The sequence below is a fragment of the Bradyrhizobium sp. USDA 4538 genome (assembly GCF_024171045.1).
In the GTDB taxonomy this organism is placed as follows: domain Bacteria; phylum Pseudomonadota; class Alphaproteobacteria; order Rhizobiales; family Xanthobacteraceae; genus Bradyrhizobium; species Bradyrhizobium australafricanum.
Window position 1 is genome coordinate 8,121,123 of the sequence record NZ_JALJZE010000001.1, and the last position, 12,836, is coordinate 8,133,958.

Below are 12,836 nucleotides of genomic sequence, written 5' to 3' on the forward strand. Positions count from 1 at the left end.
AGGCAGCTCCCCGGGCGCTTACAAATCGTTAAGAAAGCACTGACAAGGTTCGATCCTCCGGAGGGAGAGAGCCATGCTCGTATACCCCGTACCTGTCGAAGTGACGCAAGCCAGAGTGCAGCTCGTCGTCGACCAGACGGCGAAGGAGCAGCCGCGCATCATCAATGAGGATGTGCTGGATGTCTTCGCCGCGAAGAACCAGGCCGACCGTGAAGCGGTCGAGACCATCCTCGACATCAAGGTGTGAGAGCAGCAGTAGCCGACAGGAACCTCTCGACTGCGCACGGGTCATCCTGGTGACGCCAGGAGGCACCCATGTGCAAGCTGATCGCGGTCACCGTCTTCACCCTGATATGCGGCGCGGCCTTTGCCCAGGATATTGGTCCAGCGCCGCAGAGCGGCATGGAACGGCCTGAAAACACCAACGGAGCCACCCAGAGCGGCGCGATGGACACCACGGGGATGGATGTGAAGCGGGCCAACAAATCCGAGATGAAGAACACGGCAAAGGGCGCGGCAAAAAGGGACGACGCAAAAAAGTAGGTTCCCACGACGGAACGTCCGGGAAGCTGCGACCTTAAAAAACGACCTTAAAAAAAAAGACGCGACCATCAAAAAAAGGAAGGAACGAGTCTCTCGTTCCGCCGTTAGTTTGGCGAGCGGTACAACGAGGGAGAAATCCACCGGAAATATCAGCTCAACAAGCCCCGTCAGCTTACTTCGGTAACTGGCGGGGTTTTTGTTTTGTGGAGGCGCCCATGTACGCCCTGTTCCGCGGCAAGACTCAGCTCGGAAGATCGTTCGCGACGGAGAAGGAAGTTTGGGAGACGGCGCTGATCGACGGTCTTGTCGAGGATGTTCCGGTCGCAGACGAACTCGGTGGCCAGATCCTGCCCGCCGGCTATCGCGTCGAGCGGGTCGATGAATACGAGGCGCAGCCCGATTGGAAAGCCGGACGTTCCTGACGCCGATCGGCCAGCCGGCGGACCCCAGCCGGCCGGAACCGCGTTGAACAGCGCAACGGCACATCACGCGTGGTGCCGACAGCTCACCGCCCTGTCGGCTTTGGAAGACCCCGCGCCCCCCCCTCGCGGGGTCTTTCTTTTGAACCTTTCGCGCGGCGCGAAGACATAAAGGGCGCTGGGGGATTTCAGGGCCCAGCATCCGGCGCAGCGCTGTGGGACGAACATACTCCGTCTACGCGGCGCTGTTGCATTTTACAAATTCAACCTTAAGTTTGGTCTCCAACAGTTGACGGCTCACGCCCTGAGAGATCCCCAGTCCGTCAGCTGGGAAAGCCCCGCATCCAGCCTGCGGGGCTTTCTATTTTCCGGACCCAGGAACCTTCCGCGCGCAGCGACATTGTCTGCCCGGTTGCCGGCACGATCTCCCCAAGGCCGGTCGGCATAGACCTCGCGAGCCCACTCGCGGGGTTTTGCGCTTTAGAGGCCGTCCAACCTCGCGCGTCCTTGATTGGCCGTGATCGGCAATCGGTGCGATAGAGGCCGCGCCTCCAAGGCTCGACCACAAGCCCCGTCCCAGAAATTTCGCTGGGCGGGGCTTTCTTGCATCCGCTGCTGCGCAAGCGTGTCGCGGCACGTCCCGTCCATATCCGGCCGCGTGATCGCGCGGCGCAACCGGAGCCAACGCTCGCGAAGGCGTGAGCATGCGAAGGCGAAATGCGATCGGCAAAACTCGCGCTAACCCCTGCCCCGCGTCGCGTTTTGCTGCTATTCCTTGCCCCGTCTCGCCCGAGCCCAAACAAAATCTCTGAATCTGCAGGAGGATAAAAAAATGCGCTATCTGCACACCATGCTGCGCGTCCGCAATCTTGATGTCGCGATGAAATTCTATCAGGACGCGCTGGGGCTGAAGGAAGTGCGCCGCATCGACAATGAGAAGGGCCGCTTCACGCTGGTGTTTCTCTGCGCGGAGGAAGACCTCCATCTGCTCAAGTCCCTGCCGCAGACCCGCGGCGCGCCGCTGGTCGAGCTGACCTACAATTGGGATGAGGAGAAATACGGCGAGGACCGCCATTTCGGCCATCTCGCCTACGAGGTCGACGACATCTACGCGACCTGCGAGAAGCTGATGAAGATGGGCGTCACCATCAATCGTCCGCCGCGCGACGGCAACATGGCGTTCGTGCGTTCGCCCGACCTGCACTCGATCGAGATCCTGCAAAAGGGCGAGCCGAAAGCCCCGGCCGAGCCGTGGGCATCGATGCCGAACACCGGCCATTGGTAAACACCGCGCCCGCTCCTACGTTCCTGTCGGCGTTTCGCCCTTGCTGAAGCGCCGAGCGATCGCGAGGAACGCGACACGATCGTTGACGTTGCTCCCTCACAAGCATGCGAGGAGGCAACGATGGGAAGAGGAATTTTGCTTTGGCTGTTGGGTGTGCCGATCCCGGTGATCATCGTGTTGTGGTTGTTGTTCGGTCACTGACGGCGTCTTGATGCATAGCGATCAGCGAGGCTCTGCCGCTATGCGGCGGAGCCTTTTTTTGCTCTCGGTACAATTCACCCCGCGCTTTTCCCCGACGCTTCAGCTATGAACGCGCGCAAAGCACAACAGCGGGAAGAAACGCGTGATGGACAGTAAGCCGCAAGTGACGATCTGGGGTCGGGCGAACTCGGTCAACGTGCAGAAGGTGCTCTGGTGTCTCGCCGAGCTCGACCTCCCCTATCAGCGCATCGATGCCGGCATGCAGTTCGGCAAGAACGATCAGCCCGACTATCTCGCGATGAATCCGAATGGCCGTGTCCCGACGCTGGTCGACGGCGACTATGTGCTGTGGGAATCCAATTCGGTGATGCGCTATCTCTGCATGGCCTATGGTCATGGCGCGCCGCTCTATCCGCAAGCGCCCAAGGCGCGCTCCGCCGTCGACCGCTGGCTCGACTGGACGCTGTCGACGCTGCAGCCGGTCGACCGGCCGGTGTTCTGGGGGCTGGTGCGCACGCCGCCGGAGAAGCGCGATATGGTCCAGATCCAGAAGGACGCCGATGCCGAGGGCGTGGTGTGGCGCGTCGTCGAGGCGCAGCTTGCAAGGCGCCGCTTCATCGAGGGCGATCAGTTCACGATCGCCGACATCGCGCTCGGCGCCTTTGCGCGGCGCTGGCTCGGCGTCCAGGGCGTCACCAAGCCGAAGCTGCCCCATCTCGAACGCTGGTTCGGTGAGATCGCGGGGCGGCCGGCCTTCGTGCGGTTCATCGCGCCGCCGATGTCGTGAGCGCGGGCGGCAAGCCGCTCAACGCCCGCCGCTGGACATCCCGCCACCGACGCTGACGGCGCCACCGAGTTTCACGCAGGTGTCGGAGCCCTCCACCTTGACGAAGCCGGGTCCGTACGACGCGCATGGATTGCTCCGCGTCGCGGATTTCGACGGCAAGGTTTTGCCGGCATCAGTGGGCGTCTGGAAATTGCGGCGGTCGCCCTGCTGGGCGAACGCGGCGGCTGGAAGCAGGACGGCGATGATGGCAATGCAGGTCTTGCGCATCCGGCCTTTTATCCCACGCCACCGGATGAGGCTAGCTCATGATGCGATCGGGAAGGGTCGCAGCATGAGCTAGCTCTTTTCTTGAGCATGATCTGTTCGGAAAACCGGATCCACTTTTCCGGATCATGCTCTATCGCACGAACTTGACGCCGAACGTCCTGCCCTCGCGCCACACCACTTCGCAGGCGCGCCCGGTGCGGGCGTCGCGCGAGAACGCCAGCCGCAGCTTGGCCGGCAGTGTGTTGTTGTCCTGGACCGTGATCTTGGCGCCCGACGAGGACATGTCCTCGACCACGCAGGGCCGCGCGGCGAATCCGCCGTCGAGCGTGATCCAGCCGGATTGCCGCAGCGATTTGCGCGTTTCGCGCTTCTTGGTCCCTGGAGCCATCACATCATCCCGAGCCCAGCCGTATCGCCGCTAACTTACCAAAGGGTTGCGAAACAGCTGCGGATTGCAGCGATCCGCCGACCCGTGCACAACGGCCGAGACGGCGCGGCGAGAGCGTCCGTCCGAGCACAATGCGTTGAGTTGGCTGGATTTCCAGTCTGGCCGTGATGGCGCTCCCTAGCGGAATCGAACCGCTCTCTCCACCGTGAAAGGGTGGCGTCCTAACCGATAGACGAAGGGAGCAAAACTCCCGGCAAATCAATACGTTAGACGTGAGATGCGCCGGACCGGCCACAGCCCTCAAGCCGCGACCGGCGAACGTATAGTGGCGATTGGCCAGGCGGGCAAGCGTTCAGAACGCTTTTCCCGGGTTGCCGCTGGGATCACCGGAAGGACATCACCTGCAGGACAATCCGGCCTCGATCGAGGTCCAGAAGCCGCAATGCGTCGGCACATGCGCATGCGCCCGCGAACCGCCGACGTGAATCAGGATTGCGGCGGCAAGGGCGACGACGACGACGGGAACAATGAATCTTCGGATCGACATGGGCCTGCGCATCGACCGACATCGTGGCCTAACTAAGGCCTGCGGGCCGGCTCGATGTCCGGCAACAGCGCTCAGCGCCAGCCGCTAGTGATTGCTGGCGACGTTCTGACGATTATTCGGCTGCGCCGCCACGGGCGTCCGCTTGATGCAGGTGCTGCAGATCACGAGCTTGCGCGCCAGCCGGTCGTCGGCATCCGCTTCCGACAGTTGCTCAGGCGACGCCTCCGCCACCGCGGGCGACGCATTCCGCGCATGGCGCCGCGGCTGCGGGAGATTGGGGTCCTGTCCGGCACCGTCCCAGGCCAGCGGACCTGTCCCCGGCGGCGGCGTGGTCATGCTGTATTGCTGCGAGACCTGCGCGCAGGCGCCGACAGCGATCGGAAGAAACAGCACAGCGGCCTTGCGAGCCCAGTTCCGGAATGCAGACATGATCACACTCTCACGCTATTCGTACTGCGACCTAAGAGCAGAACCGCTAAGAAATCGTTTGCCCTGATTGTTCCGTCGCATCCAACCGCGTCGGCATCAAGACGGGATTGAGGCGCCAAGGCGCACATCAAGACGTAAAATCAAGACGGCAATCCGGAGTCCAATCATGCCAGGCATCAACGGTCGCTTCGACGGCAAGCGCGTGCTCGCCGATCTCAACGCGCTGCGCGCGATCGGCGCCTACAAGACCGGCGTGCACAAGCCGACATTCTCGGAACCGCATCTGCGCTCGCTCGACTGGCTCGCGACGCGTTTGCCCGACGCCAATCTCACCGCAACAATCGACGGCATCGGCAATGTGCTCGGCTCCAGCGCGAAGGCGGGACCAAAGCTGCTCGCCGGCTCGCATCTGGAGAGCCAGAACCACGCGGGCTGGCTCGATGGGCCGCTCGGCGTGATCTACGCGCTCGAGGCGGCGCGCGTCATCAACACCGACCCGGACGCGAACGGCGCGGTCGAGGTCGCCGCGTGGTGCGACGAGGAAGGACATTTCGGCAGTTTCCTCGGCAGCCGGTCGTTTGTCGGTGCGGTGACCGAAGCCGACATCGATGCAGCCCGCGACCGCTCCAGCGATCGCACCATGCGCGATGCATTGCGCGACGCAGGCTTCGCCGGCCGCCCGCGCCTCAATGCCGAGGCCGGCCGTCATATCGGCTATCTCGAAGCGCATATCGAGCAAGGCGACACGCTGGAAAGCAGCGGGCTCAGGATCGGCGTCGTCACCTCGATCGTCGGCATCTGGCAGTATCGCATCACGTTCACCGGCGAGCAGAACCACGCCGGCACCACGCGGATGGCGGTGCGCAAGGACGCCGGCCTCGCGCTGGCGCGGTTCTGCGTCGCGATCGACGACAGCTTCCCTGCCCTGTCGGGACCGCGCACGGTGTGGACCACCGGCCGCATCACGCTGGACCCAGGCGCACCGAGCATCATTGCAGGCGGCGCCGAGATGCTATTCCAGATTCGCGACGACAATCCCGAGGTGATCGCACGTCTCGAGGAGCAGCTGCATCGCCTGGCGGCCGAGGCCACCGCTCAGGGCCGTTGCGGCGTGAAGGTTGAGCGCATCCGCACCGGAGTGCCCGCGATGATGACGCGCGCATTCCAGGATGCGATCGAAGCCGCGAGCGCAGCCTGCGCCGGCGGCAGATCGATCCGCATGCCGAGCGGCGCCGGCCATGACGCCCAGGTCCTCGCCACCATCATGCCGGCGGCGATGCTGTTCGTTCCGTCGATCGGCGGCATCAGCCATCACTGGAGCGAGAACACCGACGATGCCGATATCGTCACGGGTGCCGAGGTATTTGTCGAAACCTGCCGGCGCCTGCTCGCAGGTTAGAGCACCTTCAGGTCGGACCGCCCCGGTTGCCCGACTTCAGCGAAGCCAACGCGTGCGAGTTCTGCACGGTGCTTCTCCTCGCGGTGAAGAAAACGTACAGCAAGCAGATGTCGATCAGGATCGTGCCGGCCATGACGCTGTAGGCCCACGGGCTTTCCATCAGCTTCACTTCGATCAATACGCGCGACAGGCCGAATCCCACGACCCACGCATCAAAGCTCATGCAGATCCGGCGAAACGTCTCGGCGTCCAACCGCCGGATCAGCCAGGCACCGAGCGGTATGCCGACGACAACGCAGGGAACCAGCACGAGCAGGATGCTCCGGCTCTCGTCGATGAACAGACCGAGCTTGTAATATGCGATTGCAGTCAGGCTGGACTCCGTCACCCGAACCAGCGCGAGACCGGCCCTAAACTCATCTTTGACGAGGCCCTGATTGTTGAAGAGGATCGCCAGCGGCGGGCCCGAAATGGTCGTGACCGAGTACAAGATCCCGAGCATCGTTCCGAAGGGCAAACCGACCAGCCATTTCGACTGGATCGGCCTCCGCCAACCGGCCGCCTGCAACAGAATGAGCGGCAGAATAATCGAGTAGGTGGCGAACTTGGTCCAGCCGGGCTGAAGCGACGTCAGCGCAAAGGCTCCGACCGCGATACCGGGCAGCATGCCGATGAGAATAGGCAGCACGCGCCGCCACACGGCCGGAACGCCGCTCAGGTTGATGCACAGGACATACAGATTGACGAAGACTTCGACGATGACCACCGCGGGATTGAGGACGCGGTTGGTGTAGAAGACGAGTGCGACCGGCACCGTGAGCGAGGAAAACCCGTAACCAAGCGCGCCATTTACAAACGCCGCAAACAGCGCGATCACGGCAAGAACGATCACAGCAGAATCAATCGAAAGCATCTCTGGCTTTTACCGGATCAGTCGCCTTGCCCACGGCATTATAGCCCAACGACGGGGACGCGGTGCCGAAAGCTGATCGGACCCACAGGTCGCGATCCCGGAATCGTCGGGCTACCAAAGCGCCTGGAACGCCATGGACCTGCCGCCGTCAGGAACCTGTCCGGGAGCCGCGCTCGGCCCTTAGCTGATCAAGGCCCGCAACGGCACCTTTCCAGCCTGCTTTCGTAAGGCACCGTGGCATATTGGTCACGAGAACGGCATCAGACCGATTTGCAATCCGCTGAACTTGCTGCCATTTCTTCGGCACGCATCGCTTTGGTGCCATCAAAGGGGCCCGTCCGGCTCATGTTGTTGCTTGAGTCGCTTCCAACCGTCATCGGCGCCGCCGCCATTGCCCCCGCATTGCTGGTGTTGTGGCTGGTCATCGCCGCCGACGAGCGGCCCGGACCGCCGGTTCAGGTGTGGCTCGCCTTCGTGCTCGGCGCGGCCAGCATCTCCCTGCTCGGCCTGGCGCGAATTCCGTTCAATGCGCTGCTTGCGATTCCCGACAATCCCTGGGCGACGCAGGCGGTGCGTGCAGCTTTCGGAGTCGCGGCACCGGAGGAGATCGTCAAGGTGCTCGTCATCGTCGTCATCTCGACGCGGCGCCGCGCCTTCGCCGATCCGATGGATACGGTGGTCTATGGCGCGGCCGCCGGACTTGGGTTTGCCGCCTATGAGAACCTCGCCTATCTGGTCCAGCACAAGGACATGTGGCGCGCGCTCGCGGCATTGCGCAGCGTGCTCACGGTGCCGTTCCACGGCGCGCTCGGCATCATCGCCGGCGCCTATCTTGCGATCGCGCGCTCCGGCGGCGCGCTCGGCGCCTACCGGGGTCACCGCGACTGGGCGCGCATGACGAATTGGGCGCTGGTGCTGGTCGCGCCGGTCGCGCTGCACGCGGCGTTCGATTTTCCGCTGCTCGCGCTCCAGCGCATCCCCGATCTCGGCTCGACCACGCGGCTGCTGCTCGGCTCGGCCAGCGTGCTGATCGGCTTCTCCTCGATCGGCTTTGCAATCCGCCTCGTGCGACGCCTCGGCAAGCATCATGCGCCGCGCACCGACGTTGCGCGCGAGCGGCTCAGCCAGCTGCGGCGGATGTGGGCGCTGCTGCTGATCGGCGGCGGCGCCGGCTTTGCCGGCGTCTCCTTCCTGCTCACCTCGCTGCATCATTGGTACGTCAATCCCGAGCGCAATGCGTCGTTCATCCTGGTCCCGATCGGCTTCACCTCGATCCTGATCGGACTGGCGCTGCTCATCGCGACCACCGCCGTCTACTTCCTCGGCCGCAACCGGATGCGGACCGCCTCGGAGGGCTTTCCGTCCGCTCCCGGTCAAAGCTAGCGCCCCGGCCGGCACCGCTCCCCTTGCAAAACAACCTCGGCGGGTTCAGGGAGAGACACAGACCAGGCGCGAGAGGACGATGGGGCACAACTACAAGAATTATCGGCCGGATATCGACGGCTTGCGGGCCGTTGCCGTCTCGTTGGTCGTGCTCGGCCACGCGTTCCCGCAATATGTTCCCGGGGGTTTCGTCGGGGTCGACATCTTCTTCGTCATTTCCGGCTACCTGATCACCGGGATCATCTATGGCGACATTCAGAACGGGAGCTTCAGCCTTGCGACGTTCTATGCGCGTCGCATTCGCAGGATTTTTCCTGCCCTGATCGTCGTCTTGATCGCCGCCTTCGTTGCCGGATGGCAACTTCTGATGCCGAGCGAGTTGGTGGCCCTTGGAAAGGAGATTGCGGCAGGCGCGGGTTTCTCGGCAAACCTGCTGTTCTATTCGGAGGGTGGCTATTTCGATGCGGCCGCGCAAACGAAGCCGCTGCTCCATCTCTGGTCGCTCGGCATCGAGGAACAGTTCTACCTTGTCTGGCCCTTGCTGCTGTGGGCGCTGGTGCGATGGCGGATCGCCGCCGCCGCTCCCCTTGCCCTGATCTTCATCGCATCGCTTGTCGCAAATATCCTGGTCGTTCGAACCAACCCTGAAGCCGCATTCTACCAGCCGTTCACGCGGGCGTGGGAGCTCGCGGCCGGAGCATTGGTGGCCGTCTGCCTGCCCAGCGGATTCTCCGCGGCGCGCGACCTTCTCGGATGGTCCGCGCTCGCGGTGATCGCGGCGGTAACCGCGTTCTATTCGCCCTCCATGACCTACCCCGGGATCGCAGCGGTGGCGCCGGTCGCCGCTGCCGCCGCCCTCATCATGTCAGGTCGCAATCGATTTCTCTCGACGCGTACCGCGGTCGCGATCGGGCTGATCAGCTATCCGCTCTACCTCTGGCATTGGCCGATCCTGGTTTTTGCGGCGAGCTTCAAAGGTCGTCCCCTGACTTTGGCCGAGAACGGGCTGGCCGTTGGGGCCAGCTTCATTCTGGCCTGGGCAACCTATCGCTACGTCGAGCGCCCAATCAGGTTCGGGCAGTGGCGGGTGGCGCCGGTCCTTGCGGCATCGATGGTGGCCGTTGCATCGGTGGGAGCATTGGCGATCGTCGACGGCTTTGCCTTTCGGCTTCCGGCGATCGTTCGCGAAGCCGGCGCCATGACCGTATCCAGGGACTTCCTGAGATACGGCGAATGTCATATCTCGGCTTCCGCCGATCCCGCATTTGATCCGAGCTGCGTTGACGCCAGCAAGCGCCCGCTTGTTTTCGTATGGGGCGATTCGACCGCCGGCATGCTTGCCGCCGGGCTGCGGCAAGTCCAGGGCGATCAATTCGGGTTAGCCCAGTTCACCGTCAATTCCTGCCCGCCACTCTTCACCGCGCAGGCCGAGACCATTCCGTTTTGTGTTCAAACCAATCGCCACATCGTTGCTGCGGTTGCCCGCTCGCACCCCGATGTCGTGCTTCTGCACCTGGCGTGGAGCAAAGAACCCACCGCCGACGATCTCCGCCCGACGATTGTCGCCCTCAGACAGGCCGGCGCCGCCCGTGTCATCCTGGTCGGCCCTGTCCCGGTCTGGACCGACACTGTGCCCCATCTGACGGTGCAATATTTCCTGCGCCATCATACATTGATCCCGGAACGCAGCCACGATGTGCGATCGACCAAGCAGACTGACGACAGGATTGGGCAGATCGCCGCCGATCTCGGGATCGAATATCTGTCGCCCTATGACGAGCTCTGCAACGCGGACGGATGTCTGACGAGGGTCGGGACCAGCGCAAACGACCTGGTATCGGCCGACTTCCTGCATCTGTCGCCACGCGCCTCGCGATATCTGGCGGCCAGGCTTGTGCCAAGGATTCTGGCTGTCGAAAACCGCCATGCAGAAAGATGAGCGCACAGCTATTGCCGCCGCAACTGACGGGCTGACCATTTATAACCGGTTAGGATAGACTGCACACGCGCAGATCCGGAGAGCCGCGATGCCCCTGTCCAACGACCTCGACAAGCTGCGATCGAAAATGCAGGCCGCGGTGAAGGCGCACTGGAAGGCGTTCCTGTTCGAAGGCATCCTGCTGGTGATCCTCGGCATCGCCGCGATGATCGTGCCGACCTTCGCGAGCCTCGCCGTCACCATCTTCCTCGGCTGGATGTTCCTGATCTCAGGGATCGGCGGGCTGATCGTGACGTTCTGGGCGCGCAACATGCCGGGCTTCTGGTGGTCGCTGATTTCGGCCGCGCTCGCCGTGCTGGCCGGCATGGTGCTGCTCGCCCGTCCGATGCAGGGTGTGCTGACGCTGACCATCGTGGTCGGCGCCTATTTCGTCGCCGAGGGCGTCGCCACCGTCATGTACGCGCTGGAGCACCGCCGCGAATTGTCGGGACGCTGGTCCTGGCTGCTGATCGCCGGCCTGATGGACATCGTGATCGCCTTCTTCATCATCGCGGGCTTGCCGGAATCCGCGGGATGGGCGATCGGCCTCCTCGTCGGCCTCAATCTGATGTTTGGCGGGGCGACCCTGATCGGCATGGCGTTGGCGGCGCGCAACACCTGACGCCGAACCGCGGGGGGCTTGCATTTGGGGGGTGACAGCCCCAAATCCCTGCGCTATAGAGCCGCCCCATGATCACCGTCGCCACCAGCTATTTTTGGTACTTTAGCTACGACAGCTCGCTGGCGGCAGGAGGATCGCGCTCAATCTGAAGAATTGCAGCAAACGTCCAAAACAAGCCGCCAGACCTGGCGGCTTTTTTGTGTGCCGGCAGGTCCCGAAATCCAAAGGAGCCAGCCGTGTTGAGTACGACAGACGATCTTCGCATCAAGGAATTGAAAGAGCTCAGTACGCCCGAGGAGGTGATGCGGGAGGTCCCGCGCACCCTGACGGCGACCCGGGTGGTGATGGGCGCCCGCAACGCCGTCCACGCGATCCTGAACGGCACCGATGACCGCCTGCTGGTCGTCGTCGGCCCCTGCTCCATCCACGATCCCGCGGCGGCCGTCGATTACGCCGAGCGCCTCGCCAGCCTGCGCGAACAGCTCGCCGACCGCCTCGAGATCGTGATGCGGGTCTATTTCGAGAAGCCGCGCACCACCGTCGGCTGGAAGGGGCTGATCAACGATCCCGATCTCGACGGCAGCTTCGACATCAACAAGGGCCTGCGGCTCGCCCGCAACGTGCTGTCGGCGGTGAACAATCTCGGCCTGCCGGCCGGCACCGAATTCCTCGACATGACGACGCCGCAATACATCGCCGATCTGGTTTCCTGGGCCGCGATCGGCGCGCGCACCACCGAGAGCCAGATCCATCGCGAGCTGGCTTCCGGCCTGTCCTGCCCCGTCGGCTTCAAGAACAGCACCGACGGCGGCGTGCGGATCGCGGCGGACGCGGTGAAGTCGGCCTCGCACCCGCATCACTTCATGGCGGTCACCAAGGGCGGCCGTTCAGCGATCGCCGCGACCAGCGGCAACGAAGACTGCCACGTCATCCTGCGTGGCGGCCGGGCGCCGAACTATGATGCCGCGAGCGTCGATGCTGCCGCCGCCGAGCTCGGCCGCGCCGGTGTCGCGGCGCGGCTGATGATCGACACCAGCCACGCCAACAGCAGCAAGAAGCCGGAGAACCAGCCAGCGGTTGCCTCCGACATCGCGCGCCAGGTCGCAGGCGGCGAACAGCGCATCATCGGCGTGATGATCGAGAGCAATCTTGTCGCGGGACGCCAGGACGTCGTGCCAGGCAAGGCGCTGACCTACGGCCAGAGCATCACGGATGGCTGCATCGACCTCGGGACGACGGCTGACGTGTTGAAGCAGCTGGCCGATGCCGTCGACGCAAGGCGCAGCGTGCGGCGTGACGGCCTGCAGGAGCGTTCGGCCTGACGCGGCCGAACGGATTGAGCGTTGCCGGCGGGGCGAATATCGCGCCTCGCCGGTCAGCTGCGTGGGTTAGCAACCGCGGCAGATGCTCTTGATCTTCCTGTCGAGCGCCGCGTCTTCCTTGTTGGCCTGACTGTTCGGATCGCTGATATTCTTCTCGCTGCCAACGTCGCCGCGGCGCGGCTGACGATGTCCGATCGGCGCCTCCGGGACCGTCCCGCCCTTCTGCATGGAGGACGATCCGCCCTGTTGCTGCGCCCAGGCTTGGGAGATGCCAAGCTGGGGCGCTCCGGCCGCAACCATCATCAGAGCCATCAACAAAACTGTCTTCCGCATCTCGCGTCTCCGCTTCTCAA

16 protein-coding genes and 1 tRNA gene are annotated in these 12,836 nt (G+C 63.7%); 10 read left to right on the forward strand and 7 right to left on the reverse strand.

The features are described from left to right. The first annotated feature begins 73 nt into the window (after positions 1–73). From J2R78_RS37430 to J2R78_RS37450, 5 genes are all read left to right on the forward strand, one after another. Positions 74–247 (forward strand): hypothetical protein, encoded by a 174-nt coding sequence (locus J2R78_RS37430; RefSeq protein ID WP_018271496.1) that lies wholly within the window; start codon positions 74–76, stop codon positions 245–247. A gap of 68 nt (positions 248–315) precedes the next feature. Then, on the forward strand, positions 316–543 hold the full coding sequence (locus J2R78_RS37435; protein WP_057018562.1) for a hypothetical protein: 228 nt from the start codon (positions 316–318) through the stop codon (positions 541–543). Between the two features lie 215 nt (positions 544–758). Beyond that, positions 759–965 (forward strand): hypothetical protein, encoded by a 207-nt coding sequence (locus tag J2R78_RS37440; RefSeq protein WP_253608725.1) that lies wholly within the window; start codon positions 759–761, stop codon positions 963–965. An 829-nt stretch (positions 966–1,794) separates the two neighbouring features. Beyond that, complete coding sequence (locus J2R78_RS37445; protein WP_016844600.1) at positions 1,795–2,247, forward strand: VOC family protein; 453 nt, start codon at positions 1,795–1,797, stop codon at positions 2,245–2,247. Between the two features lie 346 nt (positions 2,248–2,593). Further along, a complete protein-coding gene (locus tag J2R78_RS37450) occupies positions 2,594–3,235 on the forward strand; it encodes a glutathione S-transferase family protein (RefSeq protein WP_253610018.1) in 642 nt (213 codons plus the stop codon). An 18-nt stretch (positions 3,236–3,253) separates the two neighbouring features. Here J2R78_RS37450 and J2R78_RS37455 read toward each other — a convergent pair whose 3' ends face one another. The 5 genes from J2R78_RS37455 to J2R78_RS37475 form a co-directional block, all read right to left on the reverse strand. Further along, positions 3,254–3,502 (reverse strand): hypothetical protein, encoded by a 249-nt coding sequence (locus tag J2R78_RS37455; protein WP_092083430.1) that lies wholly within the window; start codon positions 3,500–3,502, stop codon positions 3,254–3,256. A 130-nt stretch (positions 3,503–3,632) separates the two neighbouring features. Next, positions 3,633–3,890, reverse strand: coding sequence for a PilZ domain-containing protein (locus J2R78_RS37460; protein WP_092083431.1), 258 nt, complete (start codon positions 3,888–3,890; stop codon positions 3,633–3,635). Between the two features lie 168 nt (positions 3,891–4,058). Continuing rightward, a tRNA-Glu gene (locus J2R78_RS37465) sits at positions 4,059–4,133 on the reverse strand. A gap of 154 nt (positions 4,134–4,287) precedes the next feature. Beyond that, positions 4,288–4,437 (reverse strand): hypothetical protein, encoded by a 150-nt coding sequence (locus tag J2R78_RS37470; protein ID WP_016844593.1) that lies wholly within the window; start codon positions 4,435–4,437, stop codon positions 4,288–4,290. Between the two features lie 84 nt (positions 4,438–4,521). Then, complete coding sequence (locus tag J2R78_RS37475; RefSeq protein ID WP_253608726.1) at positions 4,522–4,866, reverse strand: hypothetical protein; 345 nt, start codon at positions 4,864–4,866, stop codon at positions 4,522–4,524. A gap of 166 nt (positions 4,867–5,032) precedes the next feature. Between J2R78_RS37475 and J2R78_RS37480 the strand changes: the two genes are divergently transcribed. Next, on the forward strand, positions 5,033–6,265 hold the full coding sequence (locus tag J2R78_RS37480) for a Zn-dependent hydrolase (RefSeq protein ID WP_253608727.1): 1,233 nt from the start codon (positions 5,033–5,035) through the stop codon (positions 6,263–6,265). Positions 6,266–6,272: 7 nt separating this feature from the next. Here J2R78_RS37480 and J2R78_RS37485 read toward each other — a convergent pair whose 3' ends face one another. Continuing rightward, positions 6,273–7,142: a TSUP family transporter gene (locus J2R78_RS37485; RefSeq protein ID WP_253608729.1), complete on the reverse strand. Its 870-nt coding sequence runs from the start codon at positions 7,140–7,142 to the stop codon at positions 6,273–6,275. 381 nt (positions 7,143–7,523) lie between these two features. On the opposite strand from J2R78_RS37485, the gene J2R78_RS37490 reads away from it, so the two are divergent. The 4 genes from J2R78_RS37490 (at position 7,524) to J2R78_RS37505 (ending at position 12,483) form a co-directional block, all read left to right on the forward strand. Continuing rightward, positions 7,524–8,561: a PrsW family glutamic-type intramembrane protease gene (locus J2R78_RS37490; RefSeq protein WP_028342108.1), complete on the forward strand. Its 1,038-nt coding sequence runs from the start codon at positions 7,524–7,526 to the stop codon at positions 8,559–8,561. Positions 8,562–8,640: 79 nt separating this feature from the next. Beyond that, a complete protein-coding gene (locus J2R78_RS37495) occupies positions 8,641–10,500 on the forward strand; it encodes an acyltransferase family protein (RefSeq protein WP_253641400.1) in 1,860 nt (619 codons plus the stop codon). 88 nt (positions 10,501–10,588) lie between these two features. Further along, positions 10,589–11,161 (forward strand): HdeD family acid-resistance protein, encoded by a 573-nt coding sequence (locus J2R78_RS37500; RefSeq protein ID WP_253608730.1) that lies wholly within the window; start codon positions 10,589–10,591, stop codon positions 11,159–11,161. A 236-nt stretch (positions 11,162–11,397) separates the two neighbouring features. Next, the gene (locus J2R78_RS37505) at positions 11,398–12,483 is read left to right on the forward strand and encodes a 3-deoxy-7-phosphoheptulonate synthase (RefSeq protein ID WP_057018573.1); all 1,086 of its coding nucleotides are present in this window, start codon (positions 11,398–11,400) and stop codon (positions 12,481–12,483) included. Positions 12,484–12,549: 66 nt separating this feature from the next. Here J2R78_RS37505 and J2R78_RS37510 read toward each other — a convergent pair whose 3' ends face one another. Further along, positions 12,550–12,795 carry a hypothetical protein gene (locus tag J2R78_RS37510; RefSeq protein WP_225644401.1) on the reverse strand — a complete coding sequence of 82 codons (246 nt, stop codon included), beginning with the start codon at positions 12,793–12,795 and terminating at the stop codon, positions 12,550–12,552. Positions 12,796–12,836: the final 41 nt, after the last annotated feature.

Excerpts from the sequence above, each read along its gene's own strand:
- J2R78_RS37495 (WP_253641400.1), top strand. The coding sequence starts at position 8,641 with ATGGGGCACAACTACAAGAATTATCGGCCGGATATCGACGGCTTGCGG.
- J2R78_RS37490 (WP_028342108.1), top strand. The coding sequence starts at position 7,524 with ATGTTGTTGCTTGAGTCGCTTCCAACCGTCATCGGCGCCGCCGCCATT.
- J2R78_RS37475 (WP_253608726.1), bottom strand. The coding sequence starts at position 4,866 with ATGTCTGCATTCCGGAACTGGGCTCGCAAGGCCGCTGTGCTGTTTCTT.
- J2R78_RS37480 (WP_253608727.1), top strand. The coding sequence starts at position 5,033 with ATGCCAGGCATCAACGGTCGCTTCGACGGCAAGCGCGTGCTCGCCGAT.
- J2R78_RS37430 (WP_018271496.1), top strand. The coding sequence starts at position 74 with ATGCTCGTATACCCCGTACCTGTCGAAGTGACGCAAGCCAGAGTGCAG.
- J2R78_RS37450 (WP_253610018.1), top strand. The coding sequence starts at position 2,594 with ATGGACAGTAAGCCGCAAGTGACGATCTGGGGTCGGGCGAACTCGGTC.
- J2R78_RS37470 (WP_016844593.1), bottom strand. The coding sequence starts at position 4,437 with ATGTCGATCCGAAGATTCATTGTTCCCGTCGTCGTCGTCGCCCTTGCC.
- J2R78_RS37445 (WP_016844600.1), top strand. The coding sequence starts at position 1,795 with ATGCGCTATCTGCACACCATGCTGCGCGTCCGCAATCTTGATGTCGCG.
- J2R78_RS37510 (WP_225644401.1), bottom strand. The coding sequence starts at position 12,795 with ATGGCTCTGATGATGGTTGCGGCCGGAGCGCCCCAGCTTGGCATCTCC.
- J2R78_RS37435 (WP_057018562.1), top strand. The coding sequence starts at position 316 with ATGTGCAAGCTGATCGCGGTCACCGTCTTCACCCTGATATGCGGCGCG.
- J2R78_RS37460 (WP_092083431.1), bottom strand. The coding sequence starts at position 3,890 with ATGGCTCCAGGGACCAAGAAGCGCGAAACGCGCAAATCGCTGCGGCAA.
- J2R78_RS37440 (WP_253608725.1), top strand. The coding sequence starts at position 759 with ATGTACGCCCTGTTCCGCGGCAAGACTCAGCTCGGAAGATCGTTCGCG.
- J2R78_RS37500 (WP_253608730.1), top strand. The coding sequence starts at position 10,589 with ATGCCCCTGTCCAACGACCTCGACAAGCTGCGATCGAAAATGCAGGCC.
- J2R78_RS37455 (WP_092083430.1), bottom strand. The coding sequence starts at position 3,502 with ATGCGCAAGACCTGCATTGCCATCATCGCCGTCCTGCTTCCAGCCGCC.